The sequence below is a fragment of the Microbacterium sp. AG790 genome (assembly GCF_003634765.1).
Lineage (GTDB): Bacteria > Actinomycetota > Actinomycetes > Actinomycetales > Microbacteriaceae > Microbacterium.
Genome location: NZ_RBWZ01000006.1, coordinates 972424 through 988952, shown reverse-complemented (window position 1 = coordinate 988952; position 16529 = coordinate 972424). Strand labels below are relative to the sequence as shown.

The 16529-nt window shown below is 72.3% G+C and carries 16 protein-coding genes and 1 tRNA gene; 4 read left to right on the top strand and 13 right to left on the bottom strand.

All coding sequences use genetic code 11. The annotated features are described in order from the left end of the window. Positions 1–5: 5 nt before the first annotated feature. The 6 genes from DEU37_RS05200 to DEU37_RS05180 form a co-directional block, all read right to left on the bottom strand. Positions 6–1040, bottom strand: a complete 1035-nt coding sequence (locus DEU37_RS05200; protein ID WP_121189529.1) for a ribose-phosphate diphosphokinase — start codon at positions 1038–1040, stop codon at positions 6–8. After that, the gene (glmU, locus tag DEU37_RS05195) at positions 1015–2487 is read right to left on the bottom strand and encodes a bifunctional UDP-N-acetylglucosamine diphosphorylase/glucosamine-1-phosphate N-acetyltransferase GlmU (RefSeq protein WP_121189528.1); all 1473 of its coding nucleotides are present in this window, start codon (positions 2485–2487) and stop codon (positions 1015–1017) included. The genes DEU37_RS05200 and glmU overlap by 26 nt, the downstream gene beginning before the upstream one ends. A 1-nt stretch (position 2488) precedes the next feature. Then, a tRNA-Gln gene (locus tag DEU37_RS05190) sits at positions 2489–2560 on the bottom strand. Positions 2561–2633: 73 nt separating this feature from the next. Beyond that, the gene (locus tag DEU37_RS05185) at positions 2634–2939 is read right to left on the bottom strand and encodes a metal-sensitive transcriptional regulator (protein ID WP_121189527.1); all 306 of its coding nucleotides are present in this window, start codon (positions 2937–2939) and stop codon (positions 2634–2636) included. Beyond that, positions 2936–3097, bottom strand: a complete 162-nt coding sequence (locus DEU37_RS14810) for a hypothetical protein (protein ID WP_183043578.1) — start codon at positions 3095–3097, stop codon at positions 2936–2938. The genes DEU37_RS05185 and DEU37_RS14810 overlap by 4 nt, the downstream gene beginning before the upstream one ends. A gap of 54 nt (positions 3098–3151) precedes the next feature. Next, positions 3152–4837: an FAD-dependent oxidoreductase gene (locus DEU37_RS05180; RefSeq protein WP_121189526.1), complete on the bottom strand. Its 1686-nt coding sequence runs from the start codon at positions 4835–4837 to the stop codon at positions 3152–3154. Positions 4838–4926: 89 nt separating this feature from the next. Here DEU37_RS05180 and DEU37_RS05175 point away from each other — a divergent pair, with 89 nt between their 5' ends. From DEU37_RS05175 to DEU37_RS05165, 3 genes are all read left to right on the top strand, one after another. After that, the gene (locus DEU37_RS05175) at positions 4927–5424 is read left to right on the top strand and encodes a MarR family winged helix-turn-helix transcriptional regulator (RefSeq protein WP_121189525.1); all 498 of its coding nucleotides are present in this window, start codon (positions 4927–4929) and stop codon (positions 5422–5424) included. A gap of 95 nt (positions 5425–5519) precedes the next feature. Beyond that, positions 5520–5846 (top strand): helix-turn-helix transcriptional regulator, encoded by a 327-nt coding sequence (locus tag DEU37_RS05170; RefSeq protein ID WP_121189524.1) that lies wholly within the window; start codon positions 5520–5522, stop codon positions 5844–5846. A gap of 25 nt (positions 5847–5871) precedes the next feature. Further along, complete coding sequence (locus tag DEU37_RS05165) at positions 5872–6165, top strand: hypothetical protein (RefSeq protein WP_121189523.1); 294 nt, start codon at positions 5872–5874, stop codon at positions 6163–6165. A 67-nt stretch (positions 6166–6232) separates the two neighbouring features. Here DEU37_RS05165 and DEU37_RS05160 read toward each other — a convergent pair whose 3' ends face one another. The 6 genes from DEU37_RS05160 to DEU37_RS05135 form a co-directional block, all read right to left on the bottom strand. After that, positions 6233–7987 carry an ABC transporter permease subunit gene (locus DEU37_RS05160; RefSeq protein WP_259457142.1) on the bottom strand — a complete coding sequence of 585 codons (1755 nt, stop codon included), beginning with the start codon at positions 7985–7987 and terminating at the stop codon, positions 6233–6235. Continuing rightward, positions 7974–9521: an ABC transporter substrate-binding protein gene (locus DEU37_RS05155; protein WP_183043577.1), complete on the bottom strand. Its 1548-nt coding sequence runs from the start codon at positions 9519–9521 to the stop codon at positions 7974–7976. Before DEU37_RS05155 ends, DEU37_RS05160 begins: the two co-directional genes overlap by 14 nt. After that, entirely contained in the window at positions 9403–10752 is a 1350-nt protein-coding gene (locus tag DEU37_RS05150) for an MFS transporter (RefSeq protein ID WP_121189521.1), read from the bottom strand. Before DEU37_RS05150 ends, DEU37_RS05155 begins: the two co-directional genes overlap by 119 nt. After that, positions 10749–11429 carry an ATP-binding cassette domain-containing protein gene (locus DEU37_RS05145; RefSeq protein ID WP_259457141.1) on the bottom strand — a complete coding sequence of 227 codons (681 nt, stop codon included), beginning with the start codon at positions 11427–11429 and terminating at the stop codon, positions 10749–10751. The genes DEU37_RS05150 and DEU37_RS05145 overlap by 4 nt, the downstream gene beginning before the upstream one ends. After that, the gene (locus DEU37_RS05140) at positions 11426–12112 is read right to left on the bottom strand and encodes an ATP-binding cassette domain-containing protein (protein WP_259457140.1); all 687 of its coding nucleotides are present in this window, start codon (positions 12110–12112) and stop codon (positions 11426–11428) included. Before DEU37_RS05140 ends, DEU37_RS05145 begins: the two co-directional genes overlap by 4 nt. Positions 12113–12237: 125 nt before the next feature. After that, on the bottom strand, positions 12238–14034 hold the full coding sequence (locus tag DEU37_RS05135; RefSeq protein ID WP_121189519.1) for an ABC-F family ATP-binding cassette domain-containing protein: 1797 nt from the start codon (positions 14032–14034) through the stop codon (positions 12238–12240). Positions 14035–14145: 111 nt separating this feature from the next. On the opposite strand from DEU37_RS05135, the gene DEU37_RS05130 reads away from it, so the two are divergent. Next, positions 14146–15198, top strand: coding sequence for a PAS domain S-box protein (locus DEU37_RS05130; protein ID WP_121189518.1), 1053 nt, complete (start codon positions 14146–14148; stop codon positions 15196–15198). A gap of 10 nt (positions 15199–15208) precedes the next feature. Here the strand turns inward: DEU37_RS05130 and DEU37_RS05125 are convergent, their stop codons facing one another. Beyond that, positions 15209–16519 (bottom strand): GNAT family N-acetyltransferase, encoded by a 1311-nt coding sequence (locus DEU37_RS05125; protein ID WP_121189517.1) that lies wholly within the window; start codon positions 16517–16519, stop codon positions 15209–15211. Positions 16520–16529: the final 10 nt, after the last annotated feature.

The following is a 16529-nucleotide window of genomic DNA, read 5'->3' as shown; positions in this document are numbered from 1 at the left end:
CGCGCTCAGGCCGCCCCGTCGAACATGCTCGTGACCGAGCCGTCCTCGAAGACCTCTTTGATCGCGCGCGCGAGCAGCGGAGCGATGGGAAGGATGGTGAGCCCCGGGAAGCGCTTCTCGGCCGGCAGCGGGATCGTGTCGGTGACGACGACCTCGTCGATCGCGGCATCCTGCAGACGCTCCGTCGCCGGCGCGCTGAACACCGCGTGCGTCGCCGCGACGATGACCCGCTCGGCGCCGTTGGCCTTCAGCGCCTGCGCCGCCTTCACGATCGTGCCGCCGGTGTCGATCATGTCGTCGACGAGGAGGCACACGCGGCCATCGACGTGGCCCACGATCTCATTGACGGTGACCTGGTTGGCGACGTTCGGGTCGCGGCGCTTGTGGATGATCGCGAGGGGCGCCCCGAGCGAGTCCGACCACTGGTCGGCGACGCGGACACGACCGGTATCGGGCGAGACGACGGTGAGCTTGGAACGATCTTCGACCGACAGGCTCTTCTGGAAGTAGTCGAGCAGCACCGGCTTGGCGAACAGGTGATCGACCGGACCGTCGAAGAATCCCTGGATCTGAGCGGCGTGCAGGTCGACGCTCATGACGCGGTCGGCGCCGGCCGTCTTCAGCAGATCGGCGACGAGGCGAGCGCTGATCGGCTCGCGACCGCGCCCCTTCTTGTCCTGGCGCGAATACGGGTAGTAGGGAGCCACGACGGTGATGCGCTTCGCGGAGGCGCGCTTGGCGGCATCCAGCATGATCAGCAGCTCCATGAGCCACTCGTTCACCGGCGGCCCGAAGGACTGGATGATGAACGCGTCGCAGCCGCGGATCGACACCTCGAAACGGGTCAGGATCTCGCCGGACGCGAAGGTGCGGTGCTCGGTCGGCACCAGCTCGGTGCCCAGCGCCTGCGCCACGTCGTGCGAGAGGGTCGGATGAGAGCTGCCGCTCGCCACGACCAGACGCTTCTTGGTCTTGGCGACGAGCCCGGGGGCGATCCCGCGCTCGACGTCCAGGTCAACCGTGTGCTTCTTGCGCGCCATGGTCCGCTTCCTGTGCAGTGCGGGAACGTGCGGCAGCCTCAGCCGCACCCGTTCCCGGTCGGTGGTTCTCGACCCACCCCTCGACGTTGCGCTGGGGGGCAACGCTCAAGGCGAGGGCTCCGGGCGGGACGTCCTTACGGATCACCGCACCGGCACCGGTCTTGGCGCCATCTCCGATCCTAACGGGCGCGACGAAGACGTTGTGCGAGCCCGAGTGCACCTCGTCGCCGATCTCGGTGCGGTGCTTGGCGATGTCGTCGTAGTTGGCAGTGATGGCGCCCGCGCCGAGGTTGACGCCGCGGCCGATCGTCGTGTCGCCGATGTAGGACAGGTGCGGCACTTTGCTGCCTTCACCGATCGTGGAGTTCTTCGTCTCGACGAACGTGCCGATCTTGCCGCCGTCGGCCAGCACGGTTCCCGGTCGCAGGTACGCGAACGGACCGACGCTGGCACCGGCGCCGATGACGGCGAGGGTCGCGTCGGCACGGCGGACGACGGCGTTCTCCCCGACCTCGCAGTCCTCCAGCGTCGTGTCGGGTCCGATCGTGGCGCCGGCGGCGACGGCGCTCGCGCGCAGGATGTGCGTGTTCGGCAGGACGGTGACGTCGGGGGCCAGCGTCGCGGTGACGTCGATCCACGTCGTCGCCGGGTCCTGGATCGTCACCCCGGCCAGCTGCCAGCGGCGGACGGTGCGCGCGTTGAGGAGGCGCCCGGCCTCGGCGAGCTGTGCGCGGTCGTTCACGCCGAGGGTGAGGGATACGTCCGAAACGACGGATGCCGTGACAACGTGCCCCGCTGCGCGGGCCAGACCCACAACGTCCGTCAGGTACTTTTCGCCCTGGGCGTTCTCGGTGCCGACCCTCGCCAGCTGCGCGCGCAGCAGCTCGGCCCGGAAGACGTAGACACCCGCGTTGATCTCGGAGATCGCGGCTTCGGCGGCCGTGGCATCCTTCTGCTCGACGATGCGCTCGACACCGCCGTTGGTGGCGCGCACGACACGGCCGTAACCGGTCGCGTCGTCGAGCACGGCGGACAGAAGCGTGATGGCGGCCCGTGACGAACGGTGGTCGCGGATCAGTGTGCTCAGCGTGTCGACATCGAGGAGCGGCACATCACCGGAGAGCACCAACACATCACCGACGAAGTCGGGCACGGCATCCAGCGCGACCTCGACGGCGCGGCCCGTGCCCGGGATCTCGTCCTGGTCGACGACGACGACCTCGGGCGAGATGCCGGTCACCGCGTCGGCGACGAGATCGCGCTCGTGGCGGACGACGACGAGGACGTGGGCGGGCGACAGGTCGCGCGCCGTATCGAGAACGTGCCCGACGAGGGGGCGACCCCCGATGCGGTGCAGCACCTTCGGCAGCGACGAGCGCATGCGCGTACCCTGCCCCGCGGCGAGGATCACGACGGCGAGGGACGCGTCCAACGTGTTCTCTGTCATGCTCCGCCGCCAGGATTCGAACCTGAACCTCACAGCTCCAAAGGCTGTCGTGCTGCCGTTACACTACGGCGGACCGCACCCCACGAGACGGCGGGTGTGCCGCTCCAGTCTGCCAGTCCCGGCCCCGGATGACCGCATCGCAGGGCTCAGGCCAGCATGAGGAAGAGCTTCTCCAGCTCGTCGGCGGTGAGGCCGTCCTGCGCTGCCGCACCTTCCGGATCTGCGAGGCATTCCCGCAGCGCCGTGGACACGATGGCGAAGCCGGCGCGGTCCAGCGCGCTGGAGACGGCAGCCAGCTGCGTCACGACGTCGCGGCAGGGCTTTCCCTCCTCGACGGCGGCGATGACCGCATCGAGCTGGCCCCGCGCGCGGCGCAGACGGTTGGCGATCTTGCGCTGCGCGGCGCCGTCGTGCGCCGTCGCAGCGTCGGACGTGGACACGTTCGTCGTCACCGCCCGAACACGCGGGCGAGGAAGCCGCCGCCGGCTGCCTGCTCGTGGCCGGGGCAGCGCTGGGATACCGGCACGTTCTTCATCACCTGATCGACGTGCTGGCCGCAGCCAGCCCACGTCGTCTTGCCGCAGGTTCGGCAGGTCACTGCTGAGCACATGGGAGTTCTCCTGATCGTTGTTCGTCGGTCGTGAGGGGGAAGAGTCCGCGCCGCTCAGATGCGGGCGTGGTCGGAGACGAGCACGGCATCCGCCCGCTCGCCGAGAACGGCGCGCAGCGTCAGCATGCCGCCGGAGAGGGATGCCGAGTCGAAGCCGGCCTGCGCGAGCACGCGGTGCGCGATCGCGGAGCGCACACCCGACTGGCACATGACGCGCACGGGTCGCCCGGCGGCGGCCGCGCGCACCTCGTCGAGCCGGCCGCGCAGCGCGGTGTGCGCGATGGCGAGCACCCCGGGCAGATGCCCGGTGGACAGCTCCGCGGGTGTGCGCACGTCGAGGATCAGCGCGGTCTCGGCGACCGCGTCGACGTCCTGCGCGTACCAGAGGCGCAGTGCGCCGCTGCGGACGTTCTGCCCGACCATCCCGACCATGTTGACGGGGTCCTTCGCAGACCCGTACGGAGGTGCGTACGCCAGGTCGAGGTCGATCAGGTCGTCGACCACCCAGCCCGCACGGATGGCGGTGGCGAGCACGTCGATCCGCTTGTCGACCCCGTCGGCGCCGACGGCCTGTGCCCCGAGGAGCAGCCCGTCGCCGCGACGGATGTGGACGACGAGGTGGATCTGCGAGGCGCCGGGGAAGTACCCGGCGTGCTGGCCGGGGTGAAGGTGCAACGTGTCGGCATCGATCCCGGCGGCGGCCAGGGCGGCGCGGTTCGCGCCGGTCATGGCCACCGTCTGGGCACCGACGCGGACGATCGCCGTGCCGACGGGGTGCGGCAGCGGACGGGCCTGCTCGGGGCGGAGGATCGCGTCGGCGACGAGTCGTCCGGCGCGGTTGGCGGGTCCGGCGAGCGCGACGGGGCGGACCGCGCCGGTGACGGCGTCGACGGATGCCGTCGCATCGCCGACGGCGTAAACGTCGGGCAGCGAGGTGCGTCCGTGTTCGTCGATGATCATGGCTCCGCGGACGCACGCGACGCCCGCAGCCTCGAAGACGGCGGTGTCGGGACGCACGCCCACCGACAGCACGATGAGGTCGGCGTCCAGTCGGGTGCCGTCGTCGAGGACGACGACGTCGCCCTCCTCGCCGGGTTCGACGGCGGTGGCCGCCGTCCCGGCGCGCACGTCGATGCCGAGCGTGCGCAGTTCCGCGGTGACGAGGGCGGCCAGCTCGTCCTCGAGCGGGGGCAGCACGTGCGACGCGAACTCGACGACGGTGGTGTGCAGTCCGCGTTGTGCGAGCGCCTCCGCCGCCTCGATCCCGATGAAGCCCGCGCCCAGCACGACGGCGCGGCGCGCACCGGCCTCCACGCGGTCGCGCAGTGCGACGGCGTCCTCGACACTGCGCAGGGTCCGCACCCGCGGCGAGTCGAGTCCGGCGATGGGCGGCGTCGCCGCGGCGGCGCCCGGAGCCAGCACGAGGGCGTCGTAGTGCAGGGTGTCGACACCGTCGGCGCTCATGACGGTGACCGTCTTGGCCGCGGCATCCACCGCGGTCACCTCGTGGCCGGGGCGCACGTCCAGCGCGAGCGCCGCCTTCAGCGAGGCCGGGGTCTGCACGAGCAGAGCCGACTGCTCGGCGATCTCGCCGCCGACGTAGTAGGGCAGGCCGCAGTTCGCGAACGAGACGTGCGCACCCCGCTCGAGGACGATGATCTCGGCCGTCTCATCGAGCCTGCGCGCACGCGCGGCGCAGCTCATGCCTCCGGCGACTCCCCCGACGATCACGATGCGCATGTGTTCTCCTTCTCGGTACGTTCCTGCGTCAGGATACCCCCAGGGGTATCCTGACGCAACTCGGAGCGACGGACGCAGATAATGGAGGCATGTCCACCGAGCACGACGAAGTCGACCGCATCGTCGGCGCGTGGGGCGCCCAGCGCCCGGACCTCGACTTCTCGCCCCTGGAGGTGCTGTCACGGGTGGACCGCCTCTCGCGTCACCTCGATCGGGCTCGGCGCGAGGCGTTTCGTCGCAGCGATCTCGAACCCTGGGAGTGGGACGTCCTGTCGGCGCTGCGCCGCGCCGGCGAGCCCTATCAGCTAAGTCCCAAGCAGCTGCTGCAGCAGACCCTCGTCTCCAGCGGCACGATGACCAACCGTATCGATCGCCTCGTCGGGCGCCGCCTCGTGCGCCGCGAAGCCGATCCCGGCGACGGGCGCAGTGTGCTCGTGACGATCACGGACGAGGGCAAGACCCGCGTGGATGCCGCGATCACACGCCTCGTCGACGCCGAAGCGCTGCTGCTGAGCGTGCTCTCGCGCGGCGATCGCGAGCGCCTCGCCGCACTGCTGCGCAAGCTGTCGCTCGGCTTCGACGCGTGAACGACGCCGCACGCTGAGAACGGCCCTCATCTGAGAACTGCCCTCAACTGCGCAGACACATTGCAATTTGTTTATACGTCTGGTGTGATGGATCCATGGACACCGAGCCGGGGCTCGCCGAGGCGGCGGAGCTCTTCAAGGTGCTCGGGAATGCGTCACGATTGACCCTCCTGAGGCTGATCGGCGACGCGTCCACCACGGTCGGCTCCCTCGTGGAGGCGACCGGGATGTCCCAGCCCCTCGTGTCGCAGCATCTTCGGACGCTCCGACAGGCCGGACTCGTCACGGCGACCCGGTCGGGCAAGGAGATCGACTACCGCCTCGCAGATCTGCACGTGGCCCACGTGATCGCCGACGCGCTCACGCACGTGCAGGAGCCCGCCGACCGTGACGGGGCCACCGACCTCACCGCTCTCGACTGAGCATCGACATCACGAAGGACACGACATGACCACCGAGATCCACGCCGAGCACACGACCGCCGAGCACCTCCACGGCCAGGACTGCGGCCACGAGGCCGTTGCGCACGAAGACCACGTCGACTACGTGCACGGCACGCACCACCACGCCCTGCACGGCGACCACTACGACGAGCACGAGGCCGTCGCCGAGCACACCTCCGCCGACCACGCCCACGGCGAGGAGTGCGGCCACGACGCCGTCCCGCACGACGACCACGTCGACTACGTGCACGACGGCCACAAGCACGCCGCCCACGGCGACCACTACGACGAGCACTGAGCCCGCCTCAGCGCACCGCACGCAGAAGGGGTGGTGAGGGATTCTCCCTCACCACCCCTTCTGCCGTTCACAGCACCCCGGCCGCTTCCCGCCGCACCGCACCGCGGCGCGGCGGCATCCGCAGGCTCGCCCCCGCGACCGCGATGACCGAGACCAGGATCAGGGCGGAGGCCGGCGCGAGGGTCGTCCAGGGCGCGCGCTCGACGTAGGCGATGCCCTCGGCCAGCAGCAGCCCCCACTCGGGCGTCGGCGGCGGCGCCCCGAGACCCAGGAAGCCGAGCGAGGCGAGAGCCAGCGCGATACCCGGAAGACGCAGCATCCCGTGGCGCGCGAGCGGCGGCAGCGCCGTCGGCACGACATGGCGCAGCGTCGCCTCGGCGCGCCCCATGCCGAACACGGGAAGCCACCGCACGTAGCTCAGGGCCCGCGCCTCAGCAAGAAGGCTCCGCGCGTGTGCGGCCAGCGGCGGCCAGCTCACCCAGAGAACGGCCGCCGCCGCTCCCCCGGCCGTCGGGCCGACGAGGGCGGCCACGATGACGCCCGCGATGATCGGCGGCGTCGCGTTCGCGACCTCGACCGGACCTTCCGCCGCCGCGCCCGCGAAGGCGACGAGCACGCCGATCAGCACGCTCGCCAGCACGATCACCAGAGCCGGGCCCAGGGTGCCGAGGGCACCGTGCGCCACCCGCGCGAGGAGGTCGCGCCCGGAGGCGTCGGCACCGAACGGAAGGGCCCACGACGGCGGAGCCAACCGTGGATGCGCGCTCGTATACGGGTCGCGGACGATGCCCGCGGCGACGATGAGCGCCAGCAGAGATCCGGCGACGACGAGTGAGACGAGGGCGACGCGATCGCGCGGCCGGTGTTCCGGCGGCGGCGCCAGAGCACCCTCGGGCAGCGGCCCGCCCCAGGCCCAGAGGCGGAGTGCGCCGAAGACCACCCCCACGGCGATCGCCGCGAGGGCGATGAACAGCACCCCGGCCTGCAGCGCCGGCAGGTCCTGCGCATTGGCCGCGCCCAGCAGGTAGCGCCCGAGCCCGGGGATCGCGAACACCTGCTCGACGGCGACCGCTCCCCCCAGCATCCCGATGAGCACGAGTCCCACCTGATCCACGACGGCGGCGACAGCGCGCCGGACGACACCGCGCAGCACGGTCGCGGGCGCCGCTCCGGCCAGCCGCCAGATCTGCGTCCAGCGCTCGGTGCTCGCTCCGGCGAGGGCGTCGACCAGCAGGCGTCCGATGAGACCGCCGGCCGGGATGCCGAGCGCGAGCGCGGGCAGCACGACGTTGACCATGCCGTGCCAGCCGTAGGGCGGGAACAGTCGCAGCTGCACGGCGAAGACGACCAGGAGCGCGCTCGCGAGGAGGAACTCCGGCATCGCGGTGAGGACGACGCCGGCGGGTCCGGCACCGCGCACCGGACGGTCGCGGAGCACACGACGGCACGCCGGTGCGACGAGCGTCACCGCGACGATGAGCGCCACGGCGAGGGCGAAGCCGGCGAGCGTGAGCGAGACGCCGAACGCCGAGACGGCTCCCGGCCCGACCGCGCCGCCGCTGACCCACGACGTGCCGAGGTCGCCGCGCAGGACCCCCGACCACCAGCGCGCACTGATGGCCAGGGGGCCGCCGTCGAGCCCGAGCTCGGCGCGGATCGAGGCGAGCGCCTCGGGCGTCGGCTCGAGCTCGGCGTAGCGTGCCCGCAGGATCGACGCCGCCGGGTCGCGCTGCGACAGCCAGGGCAGGGCCCCGGCGATCGTCAGCAGCGCGAAGACGGCGACGACCCGCGAGACGAGCGCCGCCGTGTCAGCCCTGCGCATCGCCCGTCGCGGCCGCATCGATCCAGGTGTCGATGGTCACAAGGGTGCGCTCGCGCGGGTCGCGAGCCGCGTCGCGCACGCGCCTCGACTCGCCCTGCACGACGCGCTCGTGGAGCATCGGCACGGCGGCGTCGGTCGCGAGGCTCCGCGCCTCGGCGGCGAGGATCGCGCGCTGACGCTCGACGCCCGGTGCCGTCTGCGAAGCGGTCGAGATGGCCGCGTCGACCTCCGCATCGCACAGCTGCGAAAGGGAGAATCCGCCGCCGCAGGAGAAGTCGGAGGCGAAGGAGGCGACCGGGTCGCCCGAGTCGAGCACCGTCGCACGCGACAGGATGAACGCGTCGAACGCACCGGCGAGCGCATCGGCCTCGATGAACTGGTACTCGCGCACGTCCTGCGTGACGACGAAGCCCGCCGCCTCCAGCTGCTGCTCGACGAGAACCGCGACCTCGGGCAGCTCGGCGCGGTCGGTGAAGGTGCCGAGGGTGATCGGCACCGCGTCCACCCTGCCGGGGGTCGCCCGCGACGACAGCAGCGCCTCGTAGGCGGTGGTGTCGCGCGCGCCCACCGTCCACGCGAGGGCCGGACCGAGCAGGCCCCGGGCCTCGTCGGCGCGTCCCTCGTACACCGACGCGATGATCGCGGCGCGGTCGATCGCGGCGCGCGCCGCCGCGCGCACGGCCGGGTCGGCGAAGGGCCCCTTCGCCGTGTTCAGGTACAGCGTGTTCGTGCGAGGCATCGGGACCTCGTGGACCAGCTCCGGGTCGACCGTCGCGACCTGTCCGGCGGGGACCGCCTCGACGATGTCGGCCGTGCCGGTGCGAAGGGCGGCCGCCCGCGCGGTGCCGTCCGGCACGAACGAGACGTCGATGCCGGCGAGCTTGGCGCGCCCGCCCCAGTACCCGTCGAACCGGTCGAGGGTGGCACCGGTGATGCCGTCGACCGCGACGAGGCGGAACGGACCGGTGCCGGTGCCGATCGGCGAGACGGTGTCGCCCGTGTACGCGGAGGGAGCGAGGATCGACAGCTGCGGGCTGGACAGGCGCTGCGGCAGCAGCGGGTCGACGTCGGCCGTGGTCACGATGACGGCGTTCCCGTCGGCCCGGGCCTGAAGCCCCACGCCGGTGAGGATGCGCGGCACGGGACTGGCGGCCGCGGCGCGCTGGAGCGAGCCGACGACGGCGTCGGCCGTCAGGGCCGTGCCGTCGTGGAAGCGCACGCCGTCGCGGATCTCGAAGCGCCAGGTGGTGTCGGCAGTCTGCGTCCAGGCGGTCGCGAGCGCGGGCTGGGCGACGGCATCGTCGTCGAGGACGACGAGGGTCTCGGCCGTGCTCCAGCGCGACAGTTTGAACGCGTCGTCGCTCAGCGGCGACAGCCCCGAACGCGGCGGCTGCAGCATGGCGACGGACACGCGTTCATCGGACGCGGCGCCGGGGGCGGCGCCACCGCCGGCGAAGCAGCCGCTCAGTGCCGGCAGGAGAAGGGCGGTCAGGGCGACGGCGGCGATCCTCAGGGATCGTCGGGGGGTGGTCATGGTGTTCCTCTCTGGTGGTGGGATCGGGGACGGTGCGTGCTCCGATGCACGCGAAGACGAGCCCGGCGGCGGGCAGGAGCGCCACGATCAGCCACGCCGCCGCGAGACCGGATGCCCCGGCGACGGCGCCGGCCAGCGCGGAGGCGCCCAGCGCGAGCACGCCGCCGGCGGAGGCGAGGGCCCCCAGGCGCGTGGCCCGGCGGGAGACCGGGCCGGCGGCCGCGACGAGCGACTGCGCGGACGGCGTGGCGAGCATCACCGCGAGAGCCGTGCACACCGCCGCGGCGGCGGCCGGGGCCGCGAAGGCCGGGACGGATGCCGCGTCGGCCGACACCGCGCCCGCCAAGGCGGCGGCGAGGGCGGCGGCGACGCCGGCGGCGACCGCCCAGGGCCGGGTGAGCCGTTCCGCGACCCGCGACAGCGGCCATTGCAGGAGGACGATGGTCGCGGACAGGACGATCGACACGACGCCCACCCAGCCTCCGCCGACCCCGCGCGCCGCCATCCCGAGAGGAAGCAACGAGAACAGCTGCGTGTAGACGGCGAGCACGGTGGCCGCGCCGATCGCGGAGGGGAGCACCCGCCGCAGGCGCCCGGGCTCCGCGTGATCGCCGGGTGCCGCGACGGGCACGACGGCCGCCGGCGGGCGCGCGGGCAGCAGCCGCGCGAGCACGACGAGCGCGGCGAGGAAGACCGCGGAGGCGACGATCACGACGGGCACGGCGCAGGCGGGCATGAAGAGGGCGCCGACCGCCGCGCCGACGATGCCTCCTGCTTCCCCCGCCAGCGCGAGCGCGGCGAAGGGGGTCGGAGCGCTCCACCGACGCGCACCGAACGGGCGCGGACGCGCACGCGATGCGGCATCCGCGGCCCCGACATAGGCGTCGACCGCGGGCGAGAACAGCGCACCGGCCATACCGATGAGGAGGACCGCGATCACGAACACCGCAGGAGTCGGAGCCAGCGCCAGCAGGACGAAGCCCACCGCCCGCACGGCGCACCCGGTGAGCAGCAGAGTCCGGGCCCCGAGCCGGTCGGCGAGAGCGCCGCCGACGATGAACAGGCCCTGCTGGACGGCGACACGCGCCCCGACGATCGCGCCGATCGCGGCGGGACCGAGGTGGAAGCGGTCGTCGGCGAGCACCGCGATGAAGGGGACGACGCTCGAGAAGCCGATCATGAAGGCGGCCTGCGCGGCCAGCATCACGCGCAGCCGGGGTGACGCGCTCACGCGAGCTCCATCGCCGGGAGGATCTCGAGGATCGCGTCGCACCGCGCCGCCAGCGCCGCATCGTGGGTGACGATCAGCAGCGCCGTGCCGAGGGACGGGGCGAGGGCGAGGACGGCGGATGCCACGGCATCCGCCGTCGCCGCATCGAGCGCGCTCGTGGGCTCGTCGGCGACGATCACCGCGGGCTCCGCCGCGACGGCACGGGCGATCGCGGCGCGCTGCGCCTGACCGCCCGACAGCTCGCCGGGCCGGCGGGCCAGCAGGGACGGGTCGAGATGGGCGATCTCCGCCGCCCGCCGCACCCGCACCGCGGCATCGGAGCCGTCCGCGACGCCGAGCCGTCGCAGGGCATCGGCGATCTGGGAGCCGACGGCGCGCGACGGCACGAACGACGCGGCCGCATCCTGCGGGATCCCCTGGACGAGGCATCGGCGAGCCCGACGCGGACCACGGGTCGCGTCGTTCCATGGCTCGCCCTGCACCCGCACCGTCCCGGCGGCCGGGCGCTTCAGCCCCAGCACGATCTCCGCGAGGGTGGACTTGCCGGCGCCCGAGCGTCCGATGACGGCGAGGCTCTGACCGGCCTCCAGCGTCAGCTCCGTCGGTGCGAGCGCCGTCGTCCGCGCGCGGCCGGCGCCGTGGACGAACGTGACCGCGCGCACCTCCAGCGCCGTCATGAGCCCTCCCCCGCCGCGGGGGATGCGCCGGTCCCAGGCGCGCACGGCGCGGGGATGTCGGCGACGATGCGACCGTCGCGCACCTCCAGACGGCGTGCGCCGAGCACCGCGGCGACCTCGGGATCGTGGGTGGAGACGACGAGGGCCGGTGCGCCCGCGGCACCGGAGGCGAGAGCGCCGGTGAGCAGCGAGAGCACCTCGTCGCGGGTCTGCGGATCGAGCGCGCTGGTTGGCTCGTCGGCGACGACGAGGCCGGCACCGCTCAGCACGGCCAGCGCGATGGCGGCGCGCTGCGCCTGACCGCCCGACAGTTCGGCGGGGCGGCGGCGACGAAAACGCGGATCCCCGAGGCCCACCCGGGCCAGCGCGTCGCCTGCGCGCGTGCGATCCGCACCGGTCACGACCCGCAGCTGACGGCCCAGTCGGATCAGCGGATGGAACGCCTCGATGCCGCGTTGGGGCACGAAGCCGACGCGCTCGAGGCCGGGGGCGTCACGGCGCCCGGTCAGGGTGAGACCGCCCAGCAGCCGCCCGGCCAGAACCGACAGCAGGAGGCTCTTGCCCGCACCCGATGGCCCGCGCACGACGATTCGTTCGCCGGCGGCCACCTCCAGGCGAGGGACCTCCAACAGCGGAGTCGTCTCGTCGGCGGCGCGGACGCGCACGTCGGCAAGAGTGAGCACGGAGCCTCCATCGCGGTGATCGGGCCATCGCGAGTGCAGCCCTGGTACTGATAATCATTCTCGCAAAGGCGCCGTGCAGAGGCAAATCCCCCGCAGACGGCGTGACGCTGTGCGGGAGCGAGACGTCAGCCGATGAGCTCGGACAGTTCGAACCAACGTTCCTCGAGCGTCGCGATCTCGGCCTCCATCTCGCCGATCGCGCGCATCTTCTCGCCCAGCCCCGCGTAGTCGGACTGGTCGTGGTCGGCGAGGGCGGTGCGCGCGGCATCCGCCTGCGCGGTGAGCTTCTGGATGCGCCGCTCCGCCGCGGCGAGCTCTTTCTGCGCGGCGCGGAGGTCGGCGCCGGCCAGCGCCGGAGCAGTGTCGCCCTCCGAGCCGGCCACGACGGGCGCAGCCGGCTGGTCGCGCTGAACGGCGCGGAGCCTCAGGTATTCGTCGATGCCTCCGGGCAAGTGCCGTAGCCGCCCGCCCATGACCGCGTACTGCTGGTCCGTGACGCGCTCGAGGAAGTAGCGATCGTGGGAGACGACCAGCAGCGTTCCGGCCCACGAGTCGAGGAGGTCCTCGATGGCAGCGAGCATGTCGGTGTCGAGGTCGTTGGTCGGCTCGTCGAGGATCAGCACGTTGGGCTGATCGAGCAGGATCAGCAGCAGCTGCAGGCGCCGTTGCTGACCACCGGAGAGATCCTTCACGGGCGTCGACAGCTGTGCGGAGCTGAAGCCCATGCGCTCCAGCAGCTGGCCCGGCGTGAGCTCGGACGCCTTGGAGCCCGTTCCGATGGTGTAGCTCGTGCGCAGCCCCGAGATGACCACGCGCACCGGATCGTCGAGGTATTGATCGAGCTCGTCCATCCGCTGCGTGAGGGTCGCGACCTTCACGGTCTTTCCGCGCTTGACCCGCCCCAGGGTGGGCTCGACCGTGCCCGCGATGAGACCGAGGAGCGTGGACTTGCCGGCGCCGTTGACGCCGAGGATGCCGGTGCGCTCCCCCGGCGCGATGCGCCACTCGACGCCCCGCAGCACCTCTCGGTCGCCGTACGTCACGCCCGCCTCGAGCAGGTCGACGACGTCCTTGCCGAGTCGGGACACGGCGAGCGACTGCAGCTGCACCTTGTCGCGGATCTCGGGAACGTCCGCGATGAGTTCGTTGGCCGCGTCGATGCGGAACCGCGGCTTGCTGGTGCGCGCGGGCGCTCCGCGACGCAGCCACGCCAGCTCTTTGCGGGCCAGGTTCTGGCGACGCTGCTCGATGACGGCCGACTGGCGGTCGCGCTCGACGCGCTGCAGGACGTAGGCCGCGTAGCCGCCCTCGAACGGTTCGACGATGCGGTCGTGCACCTCCCATGTCTTGGTGCAGACCTCGTCCAGGAACCACCGGTCGTGCGTGACGACCAGGAGCGCTCCCTGGGATGCCGACCAGCGGCGCTTGAGGTGCGCGGCGAGCCAGGCCACCGCCTCGACATCGAGGTGGTTGGTGGGCTCGTCGAGCGCCAGCACGTCCCAGTCGCCGACGAGGAGGTGCGCGAGAGCGACCCGTCGCCGCTGCCCTCCGGAAAGACCGGCGACCGGACCGTCCCAATCCAGATCGCCCACGAGACCCGCGATCACATCGCGCACACCCGCGTCACCCGCCCAGTCGTGCTCGGCACGGTCGCCGACGACGCTCTGCGCGATGCTCAACGAGTCATCGAGGGTGTCGCCCTGGTCGAGCACGCCGACGCGCACACCGCCGCGCACCGTCACGCGCCCGGCATCCGGCTCCAGGCGACCGGCCAGCATCGCCATCAGGCTCGATTTGCCGTCGCCGTTGCGCCCGACGATGCCGATGCGATCCCCCTCGTCGACACCGAGGGAGACGCCGTCGAAGACGACCTTCGTGGGGAATTCCAGGTGGAGGCCTTCAGCCCCGAGCAGATGCGCCATATCGGATCCAGGCTACGCGGTCGGCGGGACACGCGAACCGCCGCCCTCCGGCGACGAGCGGCGCATGCGTGGATAATCGAGGAACAAGACCGCCTCACGTTGGACCCACCGATGACGTCGCCTCAGCCTTCCGCCGGACCCTCCCGCGGGCTTCCGCCCCACTGGGAGCATCAGATCGGCCGTGTCGCGATCGTCAAGCTGTCCGGCGACGGCGCCGTCATCGACTGGAACGAGGGCGCCGAGCACATCAAGGGGTGGACGCAGGACGAGATCCTCGGACAGAACTTCTCGGTCTTCTACCGCGACGAGGATCGTCGGCGCGGCCTTCCCGGCTATCTCCTGTCCCGAGCCCGCGAGGACGGCAGCGTCGAGGATGCCGGGTGGCGGGTGCGCCGAGACGGTCGAGAGTTCTGGGCGCACGTCACGATCTCCGCCATCCGCGGAGACGACGCAGAGGTGGTCGGCTTCGTCAAGCTCACCCGAGATATCACCGCGGACAAGCAGCGGGAGGACGAGCGCGCCGCCCACCAGCGCAGCGTCGCTCATGAGCTCCTGTCCCCCGTGACCGCGCTCAACGGCTACATCGAGATGATCGGAGATGCGCTGGCCGAACAGACCCGCCTCCTCCGGCACGTCGCCCGGGCCACCGAGAACATCGTCGAGATGGCGAAAGAGATGTCGAGCAGCGTGGATGCGCGCGACGCACCGTTCGCCCCCCATCGGATCTTCGTCGACGACGTCGTGCGCGGCGCGGCCTCACTGGTGCTCCCCGGGGCCGCCGGCAACCGTGTCGTCTACGGCAGACTCGATCGCGGGCCGGTGCTCGGCGATGAGTTCGCCCTCCGACGCGCCATCGCGCACGTCATCGAGAATGCAGCCAAGTACTCGGACGATGTCCTTCGCCTCGACGTCGTGGACGCCGATCGCACCGTGACGATCCGCGTCCAAGACCGCGGCCGCGGCATCCATCCCGACGACATGCAGCGCGTGCTGCTCGACGGCGAGCGCGGCCGGTACGCCGACGTGGACGACGGCGGCACCGGCGACGGGCTGGCGGATGCGGTTCGCGTCGTGCGCCAGCACCGCGGACGCGTGGAGCTGTCCCGCGCCGACGACGGCGGCACGATCGCGGAGATCATCCTCCCGCACGATCCGCGCGGCTGAGCCCCGCGGCTCAGTACCAGAAGCTCAGACGCGGCGGCACCGTCGACGCGAACAGCCGCGCCAGGCGCGACGGATCGTCGGCGACGAGCCTGCCGGCCCGCGCCAGCGTGACCGGTGAGACTCCGCCCAGCAGGATGGCCGACAGCTCGGCCACCCCGAGCGTCGCCGTGGGCACTCCCACCGGCGGCTCGTCGACGATGTCGACCCCGGCGAGGCCCTCGGCATCCACCGTCAGCACGAACGTGCCGGCGGCGATGCCGAGCGGGTCGGCGACCCGCAACGTCACGGCATCGGCGACGTCGTAGGTGCGCGCCGACAGGGCGGCCGGTACATCGAGGATCCGCGTGTAGTGGTGGTCGCGCACGGTGACGGTCGCGGCCCGCTGGTCGGCGATCATCCACCACAGCGGCTCGTCGACCGACAGTTCGCCGGCGCGCACCGTGGCGATGAGGTCCATCGTCAGCAGGAAGCGCCACAGCCCCGCGTACGCCTCGTCGGTCGCCGCGACCAGCAGCAGGACATCGACGGTGGACGCCGCGAAGTCGTGCTCGTTCTCCGTGACCTTGTACAGGGCGACGCCGTCGACGTCTCCCGTTGCGGAGCGGTACTGGACCACCCGCAGCTCCTCGGCTTTCTCGACGTCGGCCCGGGTGCCGAAGAAGCGGTCCCAGTGCCCACCGGGCATGTCGATCTCACCCGGCGTCTGCGCGCGCACGCGCTCGTGCAGCGCCGTAGCGATCTCGCGCCCCTGCGCGCGAGTGACGAAGTCGATGCGTCCCGGCGCGTCGGGGCCCACCCACCGCGCCCGACGGGCGTCGATCGTCCACTGCGCGGCGAGCGCGGCCGGCGCGAAGCCGAAGCGGCCGTAGATCGTCGACTCGCTCACGGTGAGGATCGCGACGGGAAGCCCGCGCTCCACGGCGGTACGCAGCTCCCCCGTCATCACCGAGCGCAGGATGCCGCGGCGGCGATGGGTGGGGGCGACGGTCACCGAGCTGATCGCACAGGCCGCAACGGTCCCTCCGGGAAGGGTCAGCTCCGCCGCCCACGAGGCGAAGGTCGCCACCGGCACGTCCGGCTGGGGCGCGGTCTCATCGAACACGCCGATCTTGCGCCGGTACGCCGTGTGCGCGAAGAACGCATCACGCTGCACGTCGGTGCGCTCACCGCCCAGGAAGCCGCGGGAGACGGCCTCCAACCAGGGGTCGGTCTCGGTGCGCAGCGCATCGTCGACCCGACGCACGACGAGCCCGCGGCCGGCGAGATCGTCTGTCATGGTGCGATCCAGCGACGCATCGTGGTGAGGGTGGCGATCGGACATGCGGTCTCCG